Genomic DNA, 19,671 nt, shown 5'->3' on the forward strand with positions numbered 1-19,671 from the left:
AAGTTCCATGCCGCAATCCGCCGCTCAGGCTCCGCTGATCGCCCTTGAAGGGGTGGGAAAGTGGTATGGAGCCTTCCACGCGCTTAAAAACGTCAACATGACGGTTCGCAAGGGCGAAAAAATCGTTCTTTGCGGGCCGTCCGGTTCGGGCAAATCCACGCTCATCCGTTGTATCAACCATCTGGAGGAAATCCAGGAGGGCAAGATCACGGTCGAAGGAACGACGCTGTCGGATTCCAGCCGCGCCATCGATGCGGTTCGCCGCGAAGTGGGCATGGTGTTCCAGAGCTTCAATCTCTTCCCGCACAAGACCATCATGGAAAACTGCACGCTTGCGCCCATGCGGGTGAAAGGCCTGTCGAAAGCCGATGCGGAGGCGACGGCGCGCAAATATCTGGAGCGCGTGCGCATTCTCAACCAGGCAGACAAGTACCCGGCCCAGCTTTCCGGCGGCCAGCAGCAGCGCGCGGCCATCGCCCGGGCGCTGTGCATGGAGCCGAAGGCCATGCTGTTCGATGAGCCGACCTCGGCGCTCGACCCGGAAATGGTGAAGGAAGTGCTCGACACCATGATCGGCCTTGCCCGCGACGGCATGACGATGATCTGCGTGACCCATGAAATGGGCTTTGCACGGCAGGTGGCCGACCGGGTGATCTTCATGTCGGAAGGCGAGATCATCGAGGAAGGCCCGCCGGAGGAATTCTTTCGCGATCCCAAGCACCAGCGCACGCGCACGTTCCTCGGCGAAATTCTCGCCCACCACTGAGGTTCGCGCGCTCTTAAGACGGGCGGGGATAATCCCGCCTCTCCCACACCGTCCGATGAGCGACACGTGATCATGACAGAGAAAACATCCTTCAAGGTCGGCCTGATTGGCGCCGATATACAGCTTTCCAAATCGCCCGCGCTGCACATGCGCGAAGGGGCGGCTCATGGCCTCGATTATTCCTACGAGCTGGTGGATGTCACCGCCCGCAAGCTGCCGCCGAGCGCCCTTCCCGACCTGCTGGACGAGCTGGAAGCGCGCGGTTTTTCCGGCACCAACATCACCCATCCCTTCAAGCAGGCCGTTATTCCGCATCTGCACGAACTGTCGGACGATGCCCGCATGCTGGGCGCGGTCAATACCGTGGTCTTCCGGGACGGACGCCGCATCGGCCACAACACCGACTGGTACGGCTTTTACGAAAGCTTCGTGCGCGGCCTGCCGGATGCACGGCGTGACCGGGCGCTTCTGGTCGGCGCGGGTGGCGCTGGCGTTGCGGTGGCCCATGCCGCATTGAAGCTCGATATCGCCCGTCTCGACATTTTCGACCGGGACTTCCCAAGGGCGGAGCAACTGGCCCGGGAACTCAATGCCCGCTTCGGCGAGGGCCGCGCGCTTGCCGTCAAAGACCCCGCCGCCTCCCTGCCCTTTGCCGATGGCCTGATCCACGCCACGCCGATGGGCATGCCGGCCCATCCCGGCATGCCGGTTCCGGCCGATCTCATCGAACGGCGGCACTGGGTGGCCGATATCGTCTATATGCCGCTTGTCACCGAGCTATTGGCGACGGCGGCGAAAAAGGGCTGTCGCACCCTGCCCGGCGGCGGCATGACGGTGTTTCAGGCCGTCGGCGCATTCCGCCTCTTCTGCGGCCGCGAGCCGGATGCCGGGCGCATGACGGCGCATTTCACCGAGCTTTGTATGGCGGAGGGCGTCGCATGAGCCTTTTCACTGTTCTGAACGGTCCCAACCTCAACCTGCTCGGCCAGCGCCAGCCGGAAATCTATGGTTATGAAACGCTCGCCGATATCGAGGCCAATTGCCGTGGGATCGCCGAAACCGCGGGCCACGATCTGTTTTTTGCCCAGAGCAACCGGGAATATGAGCTGATCGACTGGATTCACGAAGCCCGCGGCAAGTCCGCGGGCATTGTAATCAATCCCGGCGCCTTTACCCACACCTCGGTCGCGATCCTCGATGCGCTCAATGCCTTCGAGGGGCCGGTGATCGAGGTGCATATTTCCAACATCCACAAACGCGAGGTTTTCCGGCACCACTCCTATATCTCGACCCGCGCCGAAGGCGTGATCGCCGGCCTCGGCATCGATGGCTATGAGGTGGCGCTGCGCCACCTCATCAATCGCCTTTCCCGATCCTCGTAATATGCTCGGGCATCAATACATAGCGCAGCAACATCTCCGCCACATGCGCAGACAGCGCTTCTTGGCCGGCCTCGCTAAAAAGCGTGTCGCCAAAATTGAACGAAAATGTCTCCGTGTTCGAGACGTTATAAAAAGACAAAGCACTGATCTGCCAATGCAGTTCAAGAGCGTCCAGTCCGGGCCGAAACACGCCGGCATCCTGCCCGCGCTTCAATATTCGGCGCATGATTTCAATGGCCGGTCGGTTGACGTTGCGGATCGCTTCGGAAACCCTGATGTGCCTGCCGTGGTGAATGTTTTCCGTCATCACCATCCGCACGAAAGCGGGGTTGCGGCGGTGGTGCTCGAAGGTAAACCGACAGAGCTTTTCAAGTGCGGCGACCGGCTCGAGATCATCCAGCTCAAGACTGCCTTCGCCGCCGCGCACCTGCGCATAGGCTTCCTCCAGCACGCGTTTATAAAGGCCTTCCTTGTCGCCGAAATAATAATAGATCATGCGCTTGGACGTGCGCGTACGCGCCGCAATCTCATCGATGCGGGCGCCCGACAGGCCATTCTGCGAAAATTCCTCCATCGCGACGGAAAGAATATCCCGGCGCACCCCTTCCGGATCGCGCTTCGCCTGCCGGGTATCGCGGGTGCCTTTGGAGGTCGTGCTTTTGCTCATGCTTCATTCCCTGGACGGGGCTGGCTTCTGGCTGCGTCCCCTTTATTAACCAATCAGTACATAAGGCTGAAAAGGAAGGCAATATGGCGAGCTATGACACAATAAGACACGGCATGCCAATGCGCACATCCATTGCAACCGTATCGATCAGCGGCGAATTCCCCGAAAAGCTGGCGGCCATCGCCAAAGCGGGCTTTTCCGGCGTTGAGATTTTCGAAAACGATTTCCTGACCTACGACGCCTCCCCGCGCGAGGTGAAAGCGCTGGCAGCCGATCACGGGCTGGATATCACCCTTTTCCAGCCGTTCCGCGATTTCGAGGGCATGCCGGAGCCGCACCGGAGCCGCGCTTTTGAAAGGGCCGAGCGCAAATTCGACATCATGGGCGAACTCGGCACCGACCTGATGCTGATCTGCTCGAATGTCTCACCGGTCTCGCTCGGCGGCATCGACCGCGCCGCCGCCGATTTCCATCAGCTTGGCGAGCTTGCGGCAAAACATGGCGTGCGCGTCGGTTACGAGGCGCTGGCCTGGGGTCGCCATATCAGCGATCACCGCGATGCCTGGGAGGTGGTGCGCCGCGCCGATCACGCCAATGTCGGCATCATCCTCGATAGTTTCCACACGCTGTCGAGAAAGATCGATCCCAATTCGATCCGCTCCATTCCTGGCGACAAGATTTTCATCGTGCAGCTTGCCGATGCGCCGCTGATCGACATGGACCTGCTTTACTGGAGCCGCCACTTCCGCAACATGCCGGGCGAAGGCGATCTGCCGGTGGTGGATTTCATGCGCGCCGTCGCCGCCACCGGCTATAGCGGCCCGCTATCGCTCGAAATCTTCAACGACCAGTTCCGCGGCGGCTCGGCCCGGCTGCTGGCCGAGGACGGCCACCGCTCGCTCATCAACCTGATGGATCAGGTGCGGCGTCTCGAACCCGATATCCGCATCGATGTGCCCGCCATGCCGGAACGGGTGGAGACGGAAGGCGTGGAATTCGTCGAATTCACCACCGCACCGGAAGAAAAACCCAATCTGGAAGCCCTTCTCGCCACGCTCGGCTTTGAAAACACCGCCCGGCACCGCAACCGCGATGTCGATCTTTATACGCAGGGCGATATTCGCATCGTCATCAATACCAGCGATGGCGGCGATAGTTTCGCAGGAGCCTCCTATTCCATCCACGGCACCAATGCCTATGCCTTCGGGCTGAAGGTGGATGATGCCGCAGCAGCGCTGGCACGGGCCGAAGCGCTCGGCGCGCCCACCTTCGCCGAGCCGCGCAAGTCAGGCGAAATCGCCGTTCCCGCCATTCAGGGCGTGGGCAACGGCGTCATCTATTTCCTCGACGGTTCACCGGAGCTTTCCTCCATCTGGGACAATGAATTCGTGCCGACGGAAGGCCGAACGCCGGAAGGCGATGCCGGCCTCAGGCGGATCGATCATCTTGCGCAAACAACGCATTACGATGAAATGCTGACCTGGCTTTTATTCTACACCTCTCTGTTTGCGACGCGGCGCACGCCGATGGTCGATGTGGTCGATCCGGGCGGGCTGGTGCGCAGCCAGGCGATTGAAAGCGTGCCCTCACCGCATTTCCGCCTGACAATGAACGGTGCGGACAATCGCAAGACTTTCGCCGGCAAATTTCTGGCCGAGGGCTTCGGCACCAGCATCCAGCACATCGCGTTTGCCACCGACGATATCTTCGCCACCGCAAAAGCCCTGCAGGCGCGCGGTTTCCACGCCCTGCCGATCTCGCGCAATTATTACGACGATCTGGAAGCCCGTTTCGGGCTGGAGCCGGAGTTTTCCGATGCGCTCAGGGCCGCGAGCATTCTTTATGACCGCGACGACAATGGCGAATATTTCCAGATCTACAGCCGCACCTTCGGCGAGGGTTTCTTCTTCGAAATCATCGAAAGGCGCGGAGCCTATGGCGGTTATGGCGCGATGAACGCCCCCTTCCGCATCGCCGCGCAAAGACGGCTTGCGCCGCCGGTCGGCATGCCGAAGGAATAACTCCCGGCACCGAAATACGATCGGGGAAATCCAATCGGGCCGCAGCCGGCAGGAATGCCGCTGCGGCCTGTTCTCATTCACGCCAATGTCGTTATCTCATAGTCGCGTGGTATGGCGGAGGTCGCCGTGAACCACTCGGACGCCCGTGTCCGCTGCTGATGGAAATCGAAGGCGGCACGGTCGGCGAAAAGCTCCTCCACCTGCCAGATCAGGGGATCGTCTGTCTCGGACACCTCGAAGGAAAGACAGCCGGGTTCCGCTCTGGTCAGACGCAGATGTTCGGGAAGGTGGCGCCGCACCAGCTCGACATCATCTTTGGACAAGCACCGTAAAAAGCCCCTCAGCCTGACTGCGCCTGCCTTGTTGTTCATGCCCGGCATTCCCATTCCTCATCGTTCTTCTCAAAGGTTTTTAGCGACAATAACCGTGGAATACACGCATCATTGCGAAGCATTCTTCAGGAATGCGCGCTCAAAATCGGTGCAGCTGCGTATTTGTAGAGCAGTACACAAAAATTGTTCAACACTCTGGACATGATTGTTCGGTTTTGTTAGCTTTTTCGCAAAACAAGGGTGGGGAATTAGAGTTACATGCGCATCGTCGAATCTGCGGCCGACGCAAATCATCCGGCCGGTACCGATGAGGTTGCCTGCGGCGCTTCGGTGACATCGAATGTGCCGTGTCCGCGGGCGACGGCCAATGCGCATTTTGCCGATAAAGCGGCCTGAAGACATGCAGTTCTTCGCGACATTCCCGTCCTTGTCCATGGCATCGCCCAGCACGCGCCTGCCCGAGACATTTTCCCCTTCCTCATTTTCACATGGCCGCGTCAGCTTTGCCGCGCAGGCCACGCCGGAGAAGCTGACATGACTGCCGCACCCGCAAACGCCCTCCTCTCGGTCGAAGGCCTGAGCGTCGAGTTCGGCAACAGCCGCGTCGTGGACGATATCTCCTTCAGCGTCGAGCCCGGCCGCACGGTCGCGGTCGTCGGCGAGTCCGGATCGGGGAAATCGGTCACCTCGCTTTCCACCATGCGCCTTGCCGACATGATGGGCGCGACCTACCCCACCGGCAAAATCCTGTTTGAAGGCAAGGACTTGCTGAAGGCGTCGCAGAAAGAGATGCGCGCGATCCGCGGCAAGGAGATCGCCATGATCTTCCAGGAGCCGATGACTTCGCTCAACCCCGTCTTCACCATCGGCGACCAGATCTGCGAAGTGCTTGTGCTGCATGAAAAGATGGGCAAGCAGGCAGCGATGGCGCAAGCGCAGACGCTGCTCGAAATGGTGCGCCTGCCCGATGCGGCCGAACTTCTGAAACGGTATCCGCATCAGCTTTCCGGCGGCATGCGCCAGCGCGTGATGATCGCCATGGCGCTCGCCTGCCGGCCGAAGCTTTTGATCGCCGACGAACCGACGACGGCGCTGGATGTGACCATTCAGGCGCAGATCCTCAACATCATGCGCGACCTGCAGAAGAAGCTCGGCATGGGCATGGTCTTCATCACCCATGATATGGGCGTGGTGGCGGAAATGGCCGATGACGTGATCGTCATGTGGAAGGGCAAGAAGGTGGAGGAAGGTCCGGTCAAGGATATCTTCGCCAATCCGCAGCACCCTTACACGCGCGCCCTGCTTTCCGCCGTTCCGCGCCTCGGCAGCATGGAAGGCGAAGAGTTTCCCAAGCGCCTGCCGCTCACCGTGTTGCAGGACGGCAAGCCGGTCGTTGTCGGCGAGGAGCGCGTGCAAAACACCGCGAAATACGACGCCAAGCCGCTTCTGTCGGTCAAGGACCTGTTCGTGCGTTTCGATATCCGCAAGAACCTGTTCGGCAAGGCGACGCACCGTTGCAGCGCCGTGCAGAAGGTGAGTTTCGATATTCACGCCGGCGAAACGCTGGCGCTGGTGGGCGAATCCGGTTCCGGCAAATCCACCATCGGCCGCACCATCCAGCAGCTGCAGACGGCCATCTCGGGCGAAATTGCCTTCAATGGTCGCAGCTATTCTAAGATGTCGGCGGCGGAGCGCTTCCGCATGCGCCAGGAAGTGCAATATATATTTCAGGATCCCTTCGCCTCGCTCGATCCGCGCAAGACGGTCGGTTTTTCGATTGCCGAGCCGATCAACACCCATGGTTTGATCAACGATCAGAAGGCCGTAAAGCGGCGCGTGGATGAATTGCTGGAGCGTGTGGGCCTCAGCTCCGAACATGCCGCGCGGTATCCGCACGAGTTCTCCGGCGGCCAGCGCCAGCGCGTCTGCATTGCCCGTGCGCTGGCTTCCGATCCGAAGCTCATCATCGCCGATGAGGCGCTGTCGGCACTCGACGTCTCCATTCAGGCGCAGATCATCAATCTGTTCATGGATTTGCAGGCCGAGCGCGGGCTCGCTTATCTCTTCATCAGCCATGACATGGCGGTGGTGGAAAAGATGAGCCACCGCGTCGCCGTGCTTTATCTCGGCCAGATCATGGAAATGGGCAGCCGCCGGCAGGTCTTCGAAACGCCGACGCATGATTATACCCGCCGCCTGCTTTCGGCCGTGCCGGTCGCCGATCCGACCATCGAGCGCCGCATCGCCATGATCGAGGGCGAAATCCCCAATCCCGTGCGCCGTGTCGGCGATGAGCCGGCCATTCTCGCCCATGAGGAAATCAATCCGGGCCACTTCATCGCGAAGAGCGCCTGAATAACAACCAGACCCACAACCATCTGAAGAGGAACAGGTAGATGACAATGATCAAGAAGGGGATGACGACAACGTTCGTCGCACTTGCCATGGCCGCCACGGCCTTTACCGCCGCACCGGCTCTTGCCGCCGGCAAGATGACCATTTCCAGCCCGCAGGATCCGGGCAGCTGGGATCCGATCGACACCTTCCTCGTGCAATGGGCTGCCGTCGCCACCAACATTTTCGATGGCCTCACCTATCGCGGCCCGGACCTGAAGGTCGTGCCCGGCCTTGCCGAATCCTGGGAAGAGCTGGATGAGGGCAAGCGCATCCGCTTCAAGCTGCGCCAGAACGTCAAGTTCCATAATGGCGAGCCCTTCAACGCCGCCGCCGTCAAGTTCACCTTCGAGCGCCTTCTCGGCGAACAGGGTGCCAAGGGCCCGCAGCGCTCCAACTATGTCGCCATCGAAAGTGTCGATGTCATCGATGACTACACCGTCGACATGAAGCTGAAGGCGCCGGATCCGGTGCTGCTGACCAAGCTTGCCGGTTATGGCGGCATGATCGTTCCGCCGAAGTACATTCAGGAAAAGGGCGAGGATAATTTCAACCTCAACCCCGTCGGCACCGGCGCGTTCAAATTCGTTTCCTACGCACCGAAGACCAATATCAAGCTCGAAGCCAACCCGGATTACTGGGGCGGTGCGCCAAAGCTTTCCGAGCTTGAATATCGCTTCATCGCCGAGCCGGCGACCGCCGTTGCCGAATTGCAGGCCGGCCGCGTCGATCTCGTCATTCCGCCGACCATCCCGATCGGCATGATCCCGGTCATCCAAGGCGATTCCAAGCTTGAGATCGTCAGTGTGCCCGGCCCGACCGTCGATGCGCTGCGTTTCAACACGCGTGACGGCATCACCGCCGATCCGAAGGTGCGCAAGGCGATCATCATGGCCGTCGACCGCGGCACCATCGTCAAGTCGATCCTTGCTGGCCAGGCATCCGAAATCGCAAGCTTCCAGAGCGCGCTGTCCTTCGGTTACGATCCGGAGCTGAAGCCGCTGCCTTACGATCCGGAAGGTGCCAAGAAGCTGCTCGCGGAAGCCGGCGTCAAGGCAGGTGCGGCGCTACAGATCGACATCCGCGGCAATGACGCGACGATGAACGAGGTGGCGCAGGTCATTTCCAGCTACCTCTCCATGGTCGGCATCACCGCCACCATCAAGCCCTATGAAACCAACGTGCTGCTGAACGACATCATCCCGCAGGGCAAGACCGGCGCGATGTTCCAGCAGAAATGGGGCGGCTGGACCTTCGATTACGACAACACGGCCTATTCCATGTATCACTCGGGTGAAAAGTGGAACCCTTACGACAAGGACGAGAAGCTGGACAAGCTGCTGGAATCCCAGCGCCCGCTGACCGACCGTGCCGCGCGCGAAAAGATCCTCAAGGAAATCGGCAGCTATACCGCCGAACGCGCGCTGGAAATTCCGCTTTACAACACCAATGCCATTTACGGCATCAACAAGCGGGTCAAGGGTTTCATCGCACCGCCGGATAACCGCCTGAAGCTGACCGACGTCACCGTCGAATAATCAGGCTGTTTTCTGATCAACACACCTTGCCCGCCGCAATGCGGGCAAGGTCGGGTCTCTCTTCAAGGTAAAAAACGTGGCCGGTTTCCTCATCAAGCGATTGCTGCAGGCGATTTTTGTCGTCATCGCCATCACCCTTCTCGTTTCCTTCGCCATTCGCCTCACCGGCGATCCGGCTGTCACCATGTTCCAGGGCGGCGGCAGCATGACGGAAGACGATCTGGCGCGCATTCGCGCGGCGCTCGGCACCGACCGGCCGTTCTTCGTGCAATATTTCAGCTTCCTGAAGGGCCTCGTGACGCTCGATTTCGGCCGCAGCTTCACCGGCAGCACGCCGGTCTCGCGCCTCATCGCCGATGCCCTGCCCGCCACGCTGCTGCTCGCCTTCATCTCCATGGCGGTGTCGATTGCGCTCTCCATCCCGCTCGGCATCAAGGCGGCGACCTCGCGCGGCAAGACGGCCGATCAGGTGATCCGCATCTTTTCGCTCGTCGGCCTGTCCTTTCCGAATTTCTGGCTGGCCACCATGCTGGTGCTGTTGTTCTCCATCACGCTCGGCTGGCTGCCGCCAAGCGGCATGGGCGGTTTTGCCAGCTACATCATGCCCGCCGTGACGATGGGCGTCATCCTCACCGCCACCAATGTCCGCCTCGTGCGCACCGCCATGCTCGATACGCTGCGCTCGCAATATGTCATGGTGGCGCGCGCCAAGGGTCTCAGCGAAAACAAGGTTCTCTACAAACACGCGCTGCGCAATTGCGCCATTCCGCTCATTACCTATTTCGGCCTGCAATTCGGTGGGCTGCTCGGTGGTATCGTCGTCATTGAGCGCGTCTTCAACTGGCCGGGCCTCGGCACGCTGGCTTTCGATGCGGTCGGCGCGCGCGATTATCCCGTGCTTCAGGCCGTCATCACCGTGCTGTCGCTGATGATCGTCGGCATCAACCTTCTGGTCGATATCGCCTATGGGCTTGTCGATCCGCGCATCCGCACGGAGTAAGTGACGATGGCTGCCAAAACCTCGCGTCTCGCGCGCTTCACCAATCTCGAATTCATCCTCGGCGCGTTCCTCACGACAGTCATCTGCCTTGCCGTCGTCTTTTCCGACGTGCTGTTTCCGGGCGGCGCGGACAAGATCGACCTGATGGCGCGCCTTGCCAAACCCTTCGCCAATGCCGCCCATCCGCTCGGCACCGATCCGCTGGGGCGTGACGTGCTCGCCCGCGTCGTTGCCGGCGGCAAGATTTCGCTGCTGGTCGGCTTCACCTCGGTCATCGGTGCCGTGGTCTTCGGCGTCGCTGTCGGCCTTGTGGCCGGTTATTATCGCGGCTTCTGGGATATGCTGGTCATGCGCTTTGCCGATATCCAGCTCGCCATGCCCTTCATTCTGCTCGCCATCACCTTCATCGCCATTGTCGGCGGCAGCCTCACCAACACCATCATCCTCCTGATCGTCTCGCAATGGGTGCAATATGCCCGCCTCGTGCGCGGCTCGGTGCTGACGCTGCGGGAGCGGGAATTCATCCTTTCCGCCCGCGCCATCGGCGTTAAGGACTGGCGCATCATTCTCCAGCACCTGCTGCCGAATCTTATCGGCCCGGTCATCGTGCTGATGACTCTCAATGTCGCCAACAATATCCTGCTGGAAAGCAGCCTTACCTTCCTCGGTCTCGGCGTCGATCCGACCATTCCGAGCTGGGGCGGCATGCTGGCGGATGGACGGACCTATCTGCAGACGGCATGGTGGGTCAGCGTCTTCCCGGGTCTTGCCATCCTTCTGACCGTGCTTGGCCTCAACCTTCTCGGCGACTGGCTGCGCGATAGCCTCGACCCCACCGGCAGAACCTCGAGGTAATCAGATGAGCCAGATTTTCGACCAGACTTTCGAACGCACGCTGGATGCGCTTCTCGCCAATGCCGAACCCGGCCAGTCCTTCGAGGCATGGAGCTTCGATGATGCCAAAAGCCGCCGCGAAGCCGAAAACCGGCTGAAGAAAAAAGGCGTCAGCGCCCGCATCCGCAGCGCCTACAAGCCGCTTCTCTTCACCTTTATGGAAGAGATCAATCTGGATGGCGTCGACACCATCGAGGTGCGTTACCCCGTACACGCAAACGCCCCCGTCAACCGGTTCCGGCTGGAAGCCTATCCGCTGGCGGCTCTGGTGGGCGATGCGACGATCGACTTCGTCGCCCGAAAAGACGACGCCTTCCACTATGATGTTACCCTGAGCCGCAACGGCAAGAAGGAAACCCTGAAGATTCTGGCGCCAAACCGGGTGCACATGGATATCGTCGGCGAAACCAATGTTTCGCCGACGGGCTGGTTCCGGCTTGCCGGCGACGCTTTGGGCGAGCGGCTGGAGACGGATTACGAACGGCTTTTCGAAGCGGCGATCCATGCCGTCGCCAACCACGGCTGGGGCGATGAAGAGCCCTATTTCGAGGAACTGAACATCCGCGTCGCGCATCCGGCCGAAGATCTGCCGCTCTCCCTCGGCGATGAGGTCGTCAGCCTGCGCGAAGCCCTGCATGAGGATTTCTATTTCTCGCTTTTGGAGTTCTTCCAGAAGAAATCCGGCCGGCCGCTGGGCGACCGGGGCCTGAAGCCCGGCCAGATCGTGCCGGAAATCGTGAAAAGCGAAGGTGAAGTCTCCGTCCGCATCGAGGCCCGCACGCTCACCACAGCCTTTCTCGATGGCCGTGAACAGCAGATCGATACGGCCAGCGAACCGGTTGCGGCAGGCCAGCTCGCGAAACTGCTTGAAGAGATCGGCGGCGAAGCCTTCGAGGCCCGCTCCCGTTCCGGCCGCATTCTTGCCGCCCGTTATGTCGCCGGCAGCGATGCCGCGGTGATGATCAGCGGCGGCCAGCATCCCAACGAGACGACAGGCATCGTCGGCGCCATCCGCGCCGCGCGCAAACTCGCAGAGCGCAAGGGCGCACATTTCACCATTTCGCCGCTGGAAAATCCGGATGGTTACGCCCTGCACCAGCGGCTGAGAGCCGACAATCCGCGCCACATGCATCACGCGGCGCGTTACACGGCGCTCGGCGACGATCTCGAATATCGCACGCGGGAAAATTCGGGCGTCCATCTCAACGAGAAGGCAATCCGTTTCAGGGCGCAGGAAATGAGCGGCGCCAGCCTGCATGTGAACCTGCACGGTTATCCATCCCATGAATGGACCCGGCCGCTTTCCGGTTATGTCCCGCGCAATTTCGCCATGTGGACGCTACCGAAGGGTTTCTTCCTCATCATCCGCCACCATGCGGACTGGGAAAAGCAGGCCGAAGCCCTGCTCGACCGGGTGACCCGCCATCTCGGCGCCATTCCCGGCCTGCTCGATTACAACAACCGACAGATCGCTCTTTATGAAATCCACGCCGGCGAAACCGGTTTCCGCATCATCAACGGCTTCCCGTGCCTGTCCTCCGTCGACGACCGCCACACCGTGCCGATGACGCTGATCACCGAATATCCTGATGAGACGATCTACGGCACCGACTTCATCACCGGCCACACCGCGCAGATGGAAACGGTTCTCTCCGCCTATGATGCCTGGCAGGAGATTCTCGTCGGGGAAGTGGCCTGATATTGCGGCCGCCCTCGATGGGCGGCCTATTTTCCCGCCGTACCGGCGAGTTTTTGGTCCCGCTGCTTCTGCAACAACCTCTTGCCCTTGCTCAGAATATGCAGATTAGCGGCATCAAGCTTGTTGTACCCGGCTTGGATAATATCAAGATCGGCAACGTGACCGATTGCTGCCAGTTCATGCATCACGTCGCCAATAGCGACATCGACACTCGGCTTTTGCAGGTTGACGACATCCTCCACCGCAGCGTGCATGCCTTGCGCATCTCCGCCCATGACGTGATACAGCGCCAGCGCCTTGCGAAGAAATGCTTCGCGGCGCTCGATCTTATTGTTGAGTATACTTTCGCCAACGCGATCTCGCATCAACTCAACAACTCTATTTTGATATTCGCCCATCAGACACCAAATAAAGTTCACAATATGCTTCGCGAGGCTACAAACAATCCCCTTAGAACTGGTTAAGGCACGAGGCTTGCGCGGGTATGACCGTCATTTTCGAAACATGTCACAAAAGCTGGTTTTCATGACGAAGCATTTCGATACCGGGTGCCGCGAAAACACCGGTCGTGATGGCTGCGGCGGCGCTATACATTGAGAATCACGGGATGATCACTATTGTGCGATCTCGCATGAGACAAACCCGGTGAGACGGGTATTGATAACCGTCAGGTTATTTATCACCCCCCTTATTTCATTTTACTTTGGCCACCGCACTCATCAATCTGGCAGTCTGGATCGGTGGATGGGAGCCACGGATCAATTGGGAGGAAATCATGAAATTACGGATCACCGCCGCCATCGCGGCCATCTGCTTCAGTACTGCCGCTTATGCCGAGACCATCAAGGTGGGCGTGGTCGGTCCGTTCTCCGGCCCCTTCGCGCTGCAGGGCAAGAACTTCAAGGCCGGCATCGATGCCTGGTTCGCCCTTCACGGCAACAAGGTCGGCGACGATACGGTCGAGGTCGTCTATCGCGATGTGCCGCAGGCCGATCCGGCGCAGTCCAAGGCGCTGGCGCAGGAACTGGTGGTGAAGGAAGGTGTGCAATATCTCGCCGGCTTCTATTTCACCCCCGACGCCATGGCCGTCACGCCTTTGCTGAAGCAGGGCAACGTGCCGATGGTCATCATGAATGCCGCCACCTCGGCCATCGTGACCAAGAGCCCCTATGTGGTGCGCACCTCGTTCACCACCTGGCAGACCTCCACCCCCATCGCCAAGGTGGCCTTTGATGGCGGCGTGAAGAAGGTCATCTCGCTGGTCAGCGATTATGGTCCGGGCGTCGATGCCGAGAACGCCTTCAAGGCGGCCTTCACCGCCGCCGGCGGTGAGGTTGTCGAAACCATCCGCATGCCGCTTTCCACCAATGATTTCAGCCCGATCATGCAGCGCGTGAAGGATTCCGGCGCGCAAGGCGTCTTCGCCTTCCTGCCGTCGGGCCCGACCACGCTCGGCTTCGTCAAGGCCTTCAACGATAACGGCCTGAAATCCGCAGGCGTCAAGCTCTTCGCACCGGGCGATCTGACGCAGGAATCCGACCTGCCGGCGCTTGGCGAAGCCGCACTCGGCATGCAGACGACCTTCCACTACGCCGTCTCGCATGATTCCCCTGAGAACAAGACCTTCGTGGAAGCCGCCGCCAAGGCGATCGGCAATCCGAAGGAGCTCTCCTTCCCTTCCGTCGGCGCCTTTGACGGCATGTATGTCATCAGCAAGATGATTGAGGCCACCGGCGGCAAACAGGATGCGGAAAAGGCGGTGGACGCGGTGAAGGGTCTTTCCTGGACAAGCCCGCGCGGCCCTGTCAGCATCGATCCGGAAAGCCGCCACATCACGCAGAACATCTATCTGCGCGAAGTGGCCAAGGGCGATGACGGCAATTATTACAACAAGGAAGTCCAGACCTTCGAAAAGCAGGGCGATCCGGGCCTCGCCGCCGCGAAATAACGGCGGTTTGTAGAGATGTTCCGGGCCGCCCGTCGCGGCCCGTCTCCGGCCCGGATGGGCATTGCAGCACCGGGAGGAATTTTCAGCATGCAGACGGTCTTCAGCATCCTTGTCGATGCGCTTGCCTATGGCATGGTCCTGTTCATCATCTCCATCGGCCTTTCGGTGACGATGGGGCTGATGCGGGTGGTCAATCTGGCGCATGGCGCCTTCGCCATGATCGGCGGTTATCTCGCCTCCTATGCCGCCCATGGCCTCGGTCTCGGTTATGCCGTGGCGATCCTCGTCGCCATCGTCGGCACCATCGTCATCGCCATTCCGCTTGAGCGCTTCCTCTATCGCCGCATCTATGGCGCGCCGGAGCTGACACAGGTGCTGATGACCATCGGCATCACGTTTTGCATCATCGGCATCGCCAATTTCGTCTTCGGGCCGACGCTGAAGACCATTCCGCTGCCGCAGCAACTGGCCGGCCCCACCGATCTCGGCTTCCGCACCATCGCCACGCATCGCATCTTCGCCATTGCCTGCGGTCTTGCCGTGGCCGGCGCGCTGTGGTTCACCTTCGAAAAGACCGCCTTCGGCATCAAGCTGCGCGCTGCTGTCGATAATGCCGCCATGGCGGCCGCACTCGGCGTGCGCACCGAGATCATCTATGCCGTCAGCTTCGCCATCGCCGTCGGCCTTGCCGCCATGGGCGGCGTCATCGGCGCGGAATTGCTGCCGGTCGAACCCTATTATGCGCTGCGTTATATGGTGACCTTCCTCGTGGTGGTCTCGGTCGGCGGCGCGGGCTCCATTCCGGGCGCGCTGATCGCCTGCCTGCTGCTCGGCGCCATCGATACGACCGGGCGGTATCTCGCGCCGGAATATGGCGAATTCTTCTTTTACCTGGCGGTCATCGTGATCATCACGCTGTTCCCGCGCGGCCTTCTCGGAAGGGCGAAATGAGATGGCGGTGCTCATGAACGACGTGACTGAAACGGCAGAGATCCCGAAGGCGCGCTCGCCGCTGCGCACGCTTGCGGGACCGCTCCTCATCATTATCGCCGCCATTGCCGGTTATTACCTGTTTCCGGATAATCTGGCGCTTCTGACCCGCATCATCGCCATTGCTCTCTTGGTGCTGTCGATCGATCTCGTCACCGGTTATTGCGGCGTCGCCACGCTTGGCCATGCCGCGCTCTTCGGTGCGGGCGCCTATGCCGCCGGCATTGCCGCCGCCCATTTCGAGATAACCGATCCGCTTTTGATGACCGTGATCGGCGCGGCTGCGGGCGGCGTCGCCGGGCTGGTCTCCGGTACGGTTCTCTTGCGCGCCCACGGCTTGCCGCAGCTCGTTCTTTCCATCGCCGTCATCCACCTGTTCCATGAGGCGGCCAACAAGGCATCGGGCTGGACGGACGGCAGCGACGGTCTTGCCGGCGTTTCCCCGGACGCGCTGTTCGGCACCTTCGAATTCGACCTTTTCGGCCGCACCGCCTATATTTACGGCGTCTGTCTGCTGCTCGTCGTCTTCCTCGCTCTCAGGGTCGTGGTCAACTCGCCCTTTGGCATGTTGTGTCGCGGCGTCAAGCAGGACAGCATCCGCATTCAGGCCATGGGCGGCGCCGTCAACGGCACGATTTTGAAGATGTTTGTCATATCGGGCATCGTCGCCGGCATTGGCGGTGCGCTTAACGCCATTTCCACCCAGGTCGTCGGCCTCGATAGCCTCAGCTTCACGCTTTCGGCCGAAGCGCTGGTCATGCTGGTGCTCGGCGGCGCGGGTTCGCTTTACGGCGCGCTGATCGGCACCGTCACCTTCATGTGGTTCGAAGATGTCGTTTCCGCCGCCAATCCGTTCCACTGGCTCACCATTGTCGGCCTGCTGCTGATTGCCGTCGTGCTTTTTGCGCCGCGCGGGCTTTATGGCGCGGGTGAGCAGATCATCGCGCGCATCCGTGGAGGTCGCAAATGAGCGCCATTTTCGAAGTCTCCGGCCTCAAGAAGAATTTCGGGGGCCTCGTCGTCACCAACAATGTCTCGCTGTCGCTTTCGCCGGGGGACCGCACGGTGCTGATCGGCCCCAATGGCGCCGGCAAGACCACCTTCGTCAATCTCGTCACCGGCAATATCAAGCCCTCGGCCGGCACGGTGCGCATTGCCGGCGAAGACGTGACCGGCCTCAGCGCCAGCCAGCGGGTGAAGCGCGGCCTCGTGCGGTCCTTCCAGGTCACAAGGCTGTTTCAGGACATGACGCCGGAGGAACACGTGGCGCTCGCCATTCTCCAGCGCGAAGGCAAGACGGGCCGGATTTTCGGCCGTTACCGCGCCATGCCTGCGGTGATGAGCGAAGCCCGCGATATTCTCGGCACGCTTGGCCTTCTCGCACTTGCCGAAACAAAGGTACGCGAAATTGCCTATGGCCAGCAGCGGCTGATCGAGATCGCGCTTGCCATGGCGCTTCGCCCGAAAATCCTGCTGCTGGACGAACCGGCCGCCGGCGTGCCTTCCACGGAAACCGCGCGCATCGAACAGGCGCTCGACCGGCTGCCGGCCGATCTCGCGATCCTGATGATCGAGCACGACATGGATCTGGTCTTCCGTTTTGCCAAACGTGTGGTGGTGCTCGCCGCAGGCGCGGTCATCTTCGACGGTTCGCCTGAAGACGTCACCAGCAATGCGGAAGTCCGCCAAGCTTATCTGGGAAGTTACGCCGATGCCCGCAGCGCCGCTTGAAATCGTCAACCTCACCGCCGGTTATGGCCCGACAAGGGTCATCGAGGGCCTGTCGCTTTCCGTGCCGTCGGGCTCGCGTTTTGCGGTTCTTGGCCGCAACGGCGTCGGCAAAACCAGCCTCTTCGCCACGCTGGCCGGCCAGACGAAACGCTTCGCCGGCGATATCCGCATCGGCGGGCAGGACATCGCCGCCCTGCCGAGTGCCGCCCGCGCCAAAGCCGGCCTCGGCTACGTGCCGCAGACGCGGGATGTGTTTCCCACCCTCACCGTCGAGGAAAATCTCTTCGTCGGTCTCAAGACCCGGCCGAAATCGGCCATCGAGGAAGCCTACACGCTGTTTCCGCGCCTGAAGGAGCGCCGCCGCAATCTCGGCTCACAACTTTCCGGCGGCGAACAGCAGATGCTCTCCACCGCCCGCACCATTCTCGGCCAGCCGCGCGTGCTGCTTCTCGACGAACCGCTGGAAGGCCTCGCTCCCGTCATCTGCGAGGAGCTGATGGCCGCCTTCTCCAAACTGGCGCAATCGGGCGAAATGACCATTCTCCTCGTCGAACAGCGCATCCAGATGGCCATCGACTTCGCCGACCACGCCATCATCATGGAACGCGGCCGCATCGTCTGGGAAGGGCCGTCGAGCGACCTTGCGGAGAACCCGGATATTATCGACACGCATCTTGGGGTTGGCGGGCTGCACTGAGCCCCCACCACCACCCTCATTCCTGTGCTTGTCACAGGAATCCAGCCAGCCCAAGTCCTTGGGCTGGAAGGACTCTCTCGCCGCGCAGACGCGCGTCGGCTGGATCCCTGTGACAAGCACAGGGATGAGGTGAGTGTGTGGTGACCGTCAGTGGCTTGGTCATAAGGCGTGGGTCACAGGCCATGCAGATGAGCAGATATATCACCCCAATCCGGATTGGTGCTTTCAATCAGATTGAGCTTCCATTGCCGCGGCCATTTCTTGATCGTTTTTTCGCGCGTAATAGCGCTCGTCAACAGGTCGTATTCCTCGAACCACACGAGCATCTTCACGCCATATCGCGAAGTAAAGCCGGGTGTTAGTTCATTCTGATGTTCGAAAATCCTGTTCGGCAAATCCTTCGTCACACCAGTATAGAGCGTGCCGTTTCGTTTGGATGCTAAAATATAAACGTAACCCTTCATGTATAATAAGATGCATTCTATCTGAGTATTCCGCAAGGGAGGACACTACACTCCCCCTCATTCCTGTGCCTGTCACAGGAATCCAGTCAGCCCAAGTCCTTGGGCTGGAAGGAGTTGTTTCGCCGCGCAGACGCGCGTCGGCTGGATCCCTGTGACAGGCACAGGGATGAGGGGAGTGTGCCTGACCATCCCTTTCCATACTCAACCCACCCACCTCATTTACCTCTTCCTAAAAAACCCAATGGAATAAAAATTCCACTGCAGTTAAAGTGCACACGATTTCAGTCTGCACAAAGGAACGACAATGACGGCAATCGAGGCGCCAGAATCCGTAAAGGCTTTTGAGGAGCGGTTGCTCCAGGTCGCGGAGGGTTTGCCGAAACGATTGCGGCAATGCGCCGATTATGTCGCCTCCAATCAGGATCGCATCGCCGTTTCCACCGTCGCCGAAATGGCGGAAGGGGCTGGCGTGCAGCCCTCGGCCTTCATGCGTTTTTGCCAGATCATGGGCTTTTCCGGCTTTTCGGAAATGCAGCGGCTGTTCCGTGATTCCTATGTCGGCGGCTGGCCGGATTATGCCACGCGACTCGACCATCTGCGGGAGAAGGGCGATGAAAGCGCATCCGGCCTGCTTGCCGAATTCGTGGAGGCCGGCCGTTCCTCGCTGGAAATGCTGCTGAAATCGGTCGATACCCGCCAGCTTGACGAGGCGGTTTCGGCGCTGGCGAAAGCGCGCACCGTGCATATCATCGGTCTGCGGCGCTCTTTCCCCATTGCCAGCTATCTCGCTTACGCCTTCGAGAAGATGAAGGTGCCGGCGGTTCTGCACAGTGCGGTCGGCGGGCTCGGCAATATCAGCGCCATTTCCCGTGACGACGCGCTGATCGCGATCACCTTTTCTCCCTATTCCGCGGAAACGCTGGAGCTGGCGGAAAACGCCCGCGCCAACGGTATTCCGGTCGTGGCGCTTTCCGATTCCGCCGTCAATCCGCTGCGCAAATCCGGCGCGACGCTGCTGACCGTCACCGAGATCGATTTCGGCGCGTTCCGCTCGCTTTCCGCCACGCTCTGTCTGGCCATTACGCTGGCCGTGGCTGTGGGAACGCGCAAAACAGCCTGAATATTTTTATTGAAAACGGAAAAAATAG

General features: G+C 60.5%; 20 protein-coding genes. 16 read left to right on the top strand and 4 right to left on the bottom strand.

Annotated features, from left to right (window positions below; translation table 11 throughout):
• The first annotated feature begins 7 nt into the window (after positions 1 to 7).
• The 3 genes from I3J13_RS23365 (at position 8) to aroQ (ending at position 2,148) form a co-directional block, all read left to right on the top strand.
• Entirely contained in the window at positions 8 to 766 is a 759-nt protein-coding gene (locus I3J13_RS23365; protein ID WP_003505500.1) for an amino acid ABC transporter ATP-binding protein, read from the top strand.
• A gap of 72 nt (positions 767 to 838) precedes the next feature.
• Positions 839 to 1,708, top strand: a complete 870-nt coding sequence (locus I3J13_RS23370; protein ID WP_196380409.1) for a shikimate dehydrogenase — start codon at positions 839 to 841, stop codon at positions 1,706 to 1,708.
• Positions 1,705 to 2,148: a type II 3-dehydroquinate dehydratase gene (gene aroQ, locus I3J13_RS23375; protein WP_196380410.1), complete on the top strand. Its 444-nt coding sequence runs from the start codon at positions 1,705 to 1,707 to the stop codon at positions 2,146 to 2,148. The genes I3J13_RS23370 and aroQ overlap by 4 nt, the downstream gene beginning before the upstream one ends.
• Here aroQ and I3J13_RS23380 read toward each other — a convergent pair.
• Positions 2,123 to 2,815 (bottom strand): TetR/AcrR family transcriptional regulator, encoded by a 693-nt coding sequence (locus I3J13_RS23380; protein ID WP_020810447.1) that lies wholly within the window; start codon positions 2,813 to 2,815, stop codon positions 2,123 to 2,125. The genes aroQ and I3J13_RS23380 overlap by 26 nt on opposite strands.
• A 119-nt stretch (positions 2,816 to 2,934) precedes the next feature.
• Here I3J13_RS23380 and I3J13_RS23385 point away from each other — a divergent pair, with 119 nt between their 5' ends.
• Positions 2,935 to 4,836 (top strand): bifunctional sugar phosphate isomerase/epimerase/4-hydroxyphenylpyruvate dioxygenase family protein, encoded by a 1,902-nt coding sequence (locus tag I3J13_RS23385; protein WP_196380433.1) that lies wholly within the window; start codon positions 2,935 to 2,937, stop codon positions 4,834 to 4,836.
• A 77-nt stretch (positions 4,837 to 4,913) separates the two neighbouring features.
• Here the strand turns inward: I3J13_RS23385 and I3J13_RS23390 are convergent, their stop codons facing one another.
• Complete coding sequence (locus I3J13_RS23390; protein ID WP_168208228.1) at positions 4,914 to 5,222, bottom strand: putative quinol monooxygenase; 309 nt, start codon at positions 5,220 to 5,222, stop codon at positions 4,914 to 4,916.
• Positions 5,223 to 5,535: 313 nt separating this feature from the next.
• Between I3J13_RS23390 and I3J13_RS23395 the strand changes: the two genes are divergently transcribed.
• The 6 genes from I3J13_RS23395 to I3J13_RS23420 all read left to right on the top strand — a co-directional run bounded on the left by I3J13_RS23395 (position 5,536) and on the right by I3J13_RS23420 (position 12,693).
• The gene (locus I3J13_RS23395; protein ID WP_196380411.1) at positions 5,536 to 5,706 is read left to right on the top strand and encodes a hypothetical protein; all 171 of its coding nucleotides are present in this window, start codon (positions 5,536 to 5,538) and stop codon (positions 5,704 to 5,706) included.
• Entirely contained in the window at positions 5,703 to 7,523 is a 1,821-nt protein-coding gene (locus tag I3J13_RS23400; protein ID WP_196380412.1) for an ABC transporter ATP-binding protein, read from the top strand. The genes I3J13_RS23395 and I3J13_RS23400 overlap by 4 nt, the downstream gene beginning before the upstream one ends.
• A 41-nt stretch (positions 7,524 to 7,564) precedes the next feature.
• Positions 7,565 to 9,100, top strand: coding sequence for an ABC transporter substrate-binding protein (locus tag I3J13_RS23405; protein WP_196380413.1), 1,536 nt, complete (start codon positions 7,565 to 7,567; stop codon positions 9,098 to 9,100).
• A 76-nt stretch (positions 9,101 to 9,176) separates the two neighbouring features.
• Positions 9,177 to 10,100, top strand: a complete 924-nt coding sequence (locus tag I3J13_RS23410; RefSeq protein WP_003519820.1) for an ABC transporter permease — start codon at positions 9,177 to 9,179, stop codon at positions 10,098 to 10,100.
• A 6-nt stretch (positions 10,101 to 10,106) separates the two neighbouring features.
• The gene (locus tag I3J13_RS23415; protein ID WP_196380414.1) at positions 10,107 to 10,955 is read left to right on the top strand and encodes an ABC transporter permease; all 849 of its coding nucleotides are present in this window, start codon (positions 10,107 to 10,109) and stop codon (positions 10,953 to 10,955) included.
• Between the two features lie 4 nt (positions 10,956 to 10,959).
• Positions 10,960 to 12,693: a M14 family metallopeptidase gene (locus I3J13_RS23420; protein WP_196380415.1), complete on the top strand. Its 1,734-nt coding sequence runs from the start codon at positions 10,960 to 10,962 to the stop codon at positions 12,691 to 12,693.
• 26 nt (positions 12,694 to 12,719) lie between these two features.
• Here I3J13_RS23420 and I3J13_RS23425 read toward each other — a convergent pair whose 3' ends face one another.
• Positions 12,720 to 13,091, bottom strand: a complete 372-nt coding sequence (locus tag I3J13_RS23425) for a hypothetical protein (protein ID WP_035263262.1) — start codon at positions 13,089 to 13,091, stop codon at positions 12,720 to 12,722.
• 377 nt (positions 13,092 to 13,468) lie between these two features.
• Here I3J13_RS23425 and I3J13_RS23430 point away from each other — a divergent pair, with 377 nt between their 5' ends.
• From I3J13_RS23430 to I3J13_RS23450, 5 genes are all read left to right on the top strand, one after another.
• On the top strand, positions 13,469 to 14,641 hold the full coding sequence (locus I3J13_RS23430) for an ABC transporter substrate-binding protein (RefSeq protein ID WP_080853545.1): 1,173 nt from the start codon (positions 13,469 to 13,471) through the stop codon (positions 14,639 to 14,641).
• A gap of 87 nt (positions 14,642 to 14,728) precedes the next feature.
• Positions 14,729 to 15,592 carry a branched-chain amino acid ABC transporter permease gene (locus tag I3J13_RS23435; protein ID WP_077984042.1) on the top strand — a complete coding sequence of 288 codons (864 nt, stop codon included), beginning with the start codon at positions 14,729 to 14,731 and terminating at the stop codon, positions 15,590 to 15,592.
• Position 15,593: 1 nt separating this feature from the next.
• Positions 15,594 to 16,601, top strand: coding sequence for a branched-chain amino acid ABC transporter permease (locus I3J13_RS23440; RefSeq protein WP_196380416.1), 1,008 nt, complete (start codon positions 15,594 to 15,596; stop codon positions 16,599 to 16,601).
• On the top strand, positions 16,598 to 17,362 hold the full coding sequence (locus I3J13_RS23445; protein WP_020809643.1) for an ABC transporter ATP-binding protein: 765 nt from the start codon (positions 16,598 to 16,600) through the stop codon (positions 17,360 to 17,362). The genes I3J13_RS23440 and I3J13_RS23445 overlap by 4 nt, the downstream gene beginning before the upstream one ends.
• Positions 17,343 to 18,059, top strand: a complete 717-nt coding sequence (locus I3J13_RS23450; protein ID WP_020809642.1) for an ABC transporter ATP-binding protein — start codon at positions 17,343 to 17,345, stop codon at positions 18,057 to 18,059. Before I3J13_RS23445 ends, I3J13_RS23450 begins: the two co-directional genes overlap by 20 nt.
• Before the next feature lie 173 nt (positions 18,060 to 18,232).
• Here the strand turns inward: I3J13_RS23450 and I3J13_RS23455 are convergent, their stop codons facing one another.
• Positions 18,233 to 18,523, bottom strand: coding sequence for a GIY-YIG nuclease family protein (locus I3J13_RS23455; protein ID WP_035226125.1), 291 nt, complete (start codon positions 18,521 to 18,523; stop codon positions 18,233 to 18,235).
• 304 nt (positions 18,524 to 18,827) lie between these two features.
• On the opposite strand from I3J13_RS23455, the gene I3J13_RS23460 reads away from it, so the two are divergent.
• The gene (locus tag I3J13_RS23460) at positions 18,828 to 19,643 is read left to right on the top strand and encodes a MurR/RpiR family transcriptional regulator (RefSeq protein WP_003519830.1); all 816 of its coding nucleotides are present in this window, start codon (positions 18,828 to 18,830) and stop codon (positions 19,641 to 19,643) included.
• Positions 19,644 to 19,671 lie beyond the last annotated feature (28 nt).

The organism is Agrobacterium leguminum, from assembly GCF_015704895.1.
Taxonomy (GTDB): Bacteria; Pseudomonadota; Alphaproteobacteria; order Rhizobiales; family Rhizobiaceae; genus Agrobacterium; species Agrobacterium leguminum.